The sequence below is a fragment of the Streptomyces capoamus genome, assembly GCF_014654935.1.
GTDB lineage: Bacteria > Actinomycetota > Actinomycetes > Streptomycetales > Streptomycetaceae > Streptomyces > Streptomyces capoamus.
In genome coordinates this window covers 81,326-86,577 of sequence record NZ_BNBF01000009.1, presented here as the reverse complement: position 1 = coordinate 86,577, position 5,252 = coordinate 81,326, and the positions used below count along the sequence as shown (strand labels likewise).

General features: G+C 74.3%; 4 protein-coding genes. 2 read left to right on the top strand and 2 right to left on the bottom strand.

Going from position 1 to position 5,252, the window contains the following annotated elements:
• Window positions 1–1,946: Tex family protein (locus IE312_RS16340; RefSeq protein WP_229899875.1), on the top strand; the 1,946-nt coding region annotated here is incomplete at its 5' end.
• Window positions 1,947–2,039: 93 nt separating this feature from the next.
• Here the strand turns inward: IE312_RS16340 and IE312_RS16335 are convergent.
• Window positions 2,040–4,193, bottom strand: coding sequence for a tetratricopeptide repeat protein (locus IE312_RS16335; RefSeq protein ID WP_189982425.1), 2,154 nt, complete (start codon window positions 4,191–4,193; stop codon window positions 2,040–2,042).
• 127 nt (window positions 4,194–4,320) lie between these two features.
• Between IE312_RS16335 and IE312_RS16330 the strand changes: the two genes are divergently transcribed.
• Window positions 4,321–4,758 (top strand): GNAT family N-acetyltransferase, encoded by a 438-nt coding sequence (locus IE312_RS16330; RefSeq protein ID WP_189982727.1) that lies wholly within the window; start codon window positions 4,321–4,323, stop codon window positions 4,756–4,758.
• 1 nt (window position 4,759) lies between these two features.
• On the opposite strand, the gene IE312_RS40365 is transcribed toward IE312_RS16330, so the two are convergent.
• Window positions 4,760–5,252, bottom strand: a 493-nt coding sequence (locus tag IE312_RS40365; protein ID WP_229899873.1) for an ATP-binding cassette domain-containing protein, incomplete at its 5' end; no start/stop codon positions are given.

Genomic DNA, 5,252 nt, shown 5'->3' with positions numbered 1-5,252 from the left:
CCGACAAGGGCGTCGCCGATCCGCAGGCCGCGCTGGACGGCGCGCGGGCGATCCTGACCGAGCGGTTCTCGGAGGACGCCGACCTGATCGGCGAGCTGCGCGAGCGCATGTGGACGCGCGGGCGGCTGGCCGCGAAGGTGCGGGAGGGCAAGGAGGAGGCGGGCGCCAAGTTCGCCGACTACTTCGACTTCGCCGAGCCGTTCACCGAGCTGCCCTCGCACCGGGTCCTGGCGATGCTGCGCGGCGAGAAGGAGGAGGTCCTGGACCTCGTCCTGGAGCCGGAGGAGGCGACCGAGGGTCCGTCGTCGTACGAGCAGATCATCGCCCGGCGGTTCGGGATCGCCGACCGGGGTCGCCCGGCCGACAAGTGGCTGGGAGACACGGTCCGCTGGGCCTGGCGCACCCGCGTCCTCGTCCACCTCGGGATCGACATCCGCCTCCGGCTGCGGACGGCCGCCGAGGACGAGGCGGTGAACGTGTTCGCGGCGAACCTGCGCGACCTGCTGCTGGCCGCCCCGGCCGGCACGCGCGCCACGCTGGGCCTGGACCCCGGTTTCCGCACGGGCGTGAAGGTCGCCGTGGTCGACGCCACCGGCAAGGTCGTCGCCACGGACGTGATCTATCCGCACGTCCCGGCCAACAAGTGGGACGAGGCGCTGGCCAAGCTGGCGCGGCTGGCGAAGCAGCACGCGGTCGAACTGGTCGCGATCGGCAACGGCACGGCCTCCCGAGAGACCGACAAGCTCGCCGCCGACCTCATCGCCCGGCACCCGGAGCTGAACCTCACCAAGGTGATGGTGTCCGAGGCGGGTGCTTCGGTGTACTCCGCGTCGAGTTACGCCTCGCAGGAGCTGCCGGACATGGACGTGTCGCTGCGCGGCGCGGTCTCCATCGCCCGCCGGCTGCAGGACCCGCTGGCCGAACTGGTGAAGATCGATCCGAAGTCGATCGGCGTCGGGCAGTACCAGCACGACCTGTCCGAGGTGAAGCTGTCCCGCTCGCTGGACGCGGTGGTCGAGGACTGTGTGAACGGCGTCGGCGTGGACGTCAACACCGCGTCCGTGCCGCTGCTGGCGCGGGTGTCGGGCATCTCGGCGGGGCTCGCCGAGAACATCGTCGCGCACCGGGACCAGAACGGGCCGTTCACGTCCCGTTCGGAGCTGAAGAAGGTGGCGCGGCTCGGCCCGAAGGCGTACGAGCAGTGCGCGGGCTTCCTGCGCATCCGCGGCGGCGTCGACCCGCTGGACGCCTCCAGCGTGCACCCCGAGGCCTACCCGGTGGTGCGCCGCATGGTGAAGACCACGGGCCAGGAGGTGGCGTCCCTCATCGGCAACACGGGCGTGCTGCGCTCGCTGCGGCCGGCCGAGTTCGTGGACGACACCTTCGGTCTGCCGACCGTCACCGACATCCTCAAGGAACTGGAGAAGCCGGGCCGCGACCCGCGTCCGGCGTTCCGGACGGCCACCTTCAAGGAGGGCGTGGAGAAGATCTCCGACCTGTCCGCCGGGATGGTCCTGGAGGGCGTGGTCACCAACGTGGCCGCCTTCGGCGCGTTCGTCGACGTCGGTGTCCACCAGGACGGCCTGGTGCACGTCTCGGCGATGTCGAAGACGTTCGTCAAGGACCCGCGCGATGTCGTCAAGCCCGGTGACATCGTCAAGGTGAAGGTCCTGGACGTGGACCTCCCGCGCAAGCGGATCGCCCTGACCCTGCGGCTGGACGACGAGGCGGCCCCGCAGGGGCAGCGCGGCGGCGGGACCCGTCCGCCCCAGCAGCGGCAGGGCGGCGGCCAGCAGCGGCAGAGCGGTGACCAGCAGCGGCAGGGCGGCGGGCGGCGGGGCCGGGGCGGCGCCGACCGCGGCGGCCGGCAGGCGCCGGCACCGGCCGACGGCGCGATGGCCGACGCCCTGCGCCGCGCGGGGCTGCTGGACCCGAAGAAACGCTGACGACCCGGGCCGGGGCCACTGGGCTCCGGCCCCGGGCTGTCGGGTCGCGTCGAGGCGGGCGGGGGCTGTCCGGGGGAGCCTTCCGCGGGGCGGTCAGTGGTGGTGGCCGTACACCGCCGCTCGGGTGCCCGCGCGGGCGCAGGCCTCGTCCGCCAGGGCCCTGGCGCGTGCCGCCTCGGGGTGCCGGCCCGCGGACTCCAGCGCCAGCGCGAGGTTGGACCCGGTCAGGCCGGTCGCGTACCAGTTGTCGTACTCCTGGCGGATGCGCAGCGACTCCTGCAGCGCGGTGATCGCCTCGCCCGTCCGCTCCGCCGCGACAAGGGCCCAGCCGAGGCTGTTGAGGGAGTCGCCGTAGTAGATGCGGTCCAGCTCCCGGTGGAGGTCGCAGGCACGGCGGAAGGCGGCGGCGGCCTCGGTGTGCCGGCCCGCCGCGTCCAGGGCCAGCCCCAGGTTGTGCTGGGCGCGGCCCTCGTTCCAGCGGTCGCCGAGGGCCTGGAAGCGGTCCCGGGCCCTGCGGTGCGTGTCGAGGGCCAGCTCGAACGTGCCGGCCCGGCGCTGGGCGAGACCGAGGTTGTTCCACGCCATGCCCTCGCCCCTCGGATCCTCGATGCGCCGGAAGAGGCGGGCCGCGCGGGTGAGCGGTTCGAGGGCCTCGCCGGGCCGTCCGCCGCGTGACAACGCGGAGCCCAGGTGGTTGCAGACCTCGGCCTCGGCACGGTCGTCCCGCAGATCGTGCGCGAGGGTGCGCGCGGTGCGGCCGACGGCGATCCAGTCTGCGAAGAAACGGCGCCAGCGCAGGTACCCGGCGAGGTGCAGGGCGAGGGCCACCCGGGCCCGCGCGTCCTGCCCGTCGGGCCACTGCACAGCGGCGACGAGATTGTGGCGCTCGCTGTCGAACCAGGCCAGGGCGGCGTCCCGGCGCGCCACGGCGACCGGGGACGGATCGTGCACGGGCGCGGGCATGTGACGGGCGCAGCGCGCGGCCTGCCGCAGCAGGTGCTCCCGCACCCGGGTCCGCGCGCCGCGCGCCGCCACGGCCAGGTCCGGGTCGGACGCTCCCAGGGCCGAGGCGTGGCTGCGGACGAGGTCGTGGATGCCCCAGCGCTCCCGGCCCTGCCCGTCGGGCTGCTCCCGGGTCACCAGATGCGCCCAGGCGAGGTCGTCGAGCAGGTCCAGCGCCGCCGGCCGCGTCCGTTCGGTGATCACCGCCGCGGTGTCCGTGTCGTAGTCCGCGCACGGCACCTGCGCCAGCAGGCACAGGGCCCGGGCCCGGTCGGCGGGCAGCCGGCGCACGGACGCCTCCAGCACGGGTGCGAGCGCCAGCGGCCTGCCGTACTGGTCGACGCCCCGGCTGCGCAGTGCGTCGGTCACACCGGTCCCCGACCGCAGTTCGGCGACGAGGGACGCGACCCGGCCCCGGGAACGGCGGTGCCGCAGCAGCGCGGCCGCGATCTGCAGCGCCAGCGGCATGTGCCCGCACAGGCCGGTGAGTTCCCCCAGGGACGAGGCCTCCGGTTCCAGCCGGTCGTCCCCGGGCTCGCGCAGCCGCAGCGCCCCGGCGACGAGCGCGGCCGAGTCCTGCGGGCACAGCGGGCCGAGCGAGAGTTCCCGGGCGGGCAGCGAGGGGTGGGACTCCCGTGAGGTGAAGACGACGCAGTGCTCGGCGCTGCCGGGCAGCAGCGGCGGGAGCTGGCCGGGCTCACAGACGTTGTCGAACAGCAGCAGGACCCGTTTGCCCTGGTCGGCGAGGGTGGCCAGACGGCTGAGGTACAAGGCGTGCTGGTCGATCTCCTCGGAGGGCAGGTGGGCGTTGCCGACACCGAGGGCGTACAGCAGGGCGGCGACGGCCTGGGCGGGCGTGACCGGGGCGTCGTCGTAGCCGGCGAGGTCCAGGAAGAGGGTGCCGCCGGTGAACCAGCCGTTGCGCCGGGCCACGTGGGCGGCCTGGAGCGCGAGCGCCGTCTTGCCCATGCCGCCGAGCCCGGTCACGGCCCACAGGACGGACGCGTCGGTGTCCGCGGGGCCGTCGGGCGGCCGTAACCCCTCCAGGAGCGCCGCGAGTTCGCGGTCGCGGCCGGCGAACCCGGCGGGGGCCGCCGGCAGCGCGGACAGCACGGTCGGCTCGTACGGCGGCGCGTGGTCGCACGGCGCGCCGAGCGAGACCGGGCCGTGGAACTGGCCGCCGCGGAAGTCCACGTGGTCCTGGTACCTGGCCGGGCCCGTGGGCCGTTCCTCCCCTGTGTCCACCCGTCCCTCCCCCACCGGTGACACGGACAGCGGGCGCTCACCGTGCCACGGCGCCATACGGTAGGGCATCCGGCGCCGCGGCGGTACGTGATCGCCCCATTCCGCTGCGCGGGCGTACGCGTGCCCGATCGGCTGTGCGCTCCGCCTGAAGGTACGACCCGCCCAGGACCACCTGGTCTCTCCGGTCGTCAAGTCCCTCGCCGAGGCGTACGTGCACCCCGGCGTCGCCTGGCCCCGGCTCATCCTCGACGACGACCGAGTCGTCGGCTTCCTGATGGCCTTCTTCGACATCGACTTCGCCGGCGACGGAACCGGCACCGACATCCGCTCCGGGCTGTGGCGTCTGAACATCTCCGCCGAGGAGCAGGGCCGCGGCTACGGCCGCTTCGCGGTCCAGGCGGTGGCCGACGAGATCCGCCGCCGTGGCGGCACCCGCCTGACCGCCTGCTGGCATCCCGGCAGCGACGGCCCCGAAGCCTTCTACCTCGGACTCGGATTCCGGCTGACCGGAGAGATGAGTGGCGACCAGTGCGTCGGCGAACTGGAACTCACCTCCGATACATGACCTAGCGCTCGGTCACCTTGCCGTCCGCCACCTCCAGGCGCCGGGTGACGTGGACCGCGTCCAGCATGCGACGGTCGTGGGTGACCAGCAGCAGGGTGCCGGTGTAGGCGTCGAGGGCCTCCTCCAGCTGCTCGATGGCCGGCAGGTCCAGGTGGTTCGTCGGCTCGTCCAGCACGAGCAGGTTGACGCCGCGGCCCTGGAGCAGGGCGAGCGCGGCGCGGGTGCGTTCGCCCGGGGAGAGGGTCGCGGCCGGGCGCAGCACATGGGCGGACCTCAGGCCGAACTTGGCCAGCAGGGTGCGGACCTCCGCCGGTTCGGTGTCGGGGACGGCGGCGCAGAAGGCGTCGAGCAGGGTCTCGGGGCCGTGGAACAGGCCGCGGGCCTGGTCGACCTCGCCGACGAGCACCCCGGAACCGAGGGCCGCGTGGCCGGAGTCGAGCGGGACGCGGCCCAGCAGCGCGCCGAGCAGGGTGGACTTACCCGACCCGTTGGCG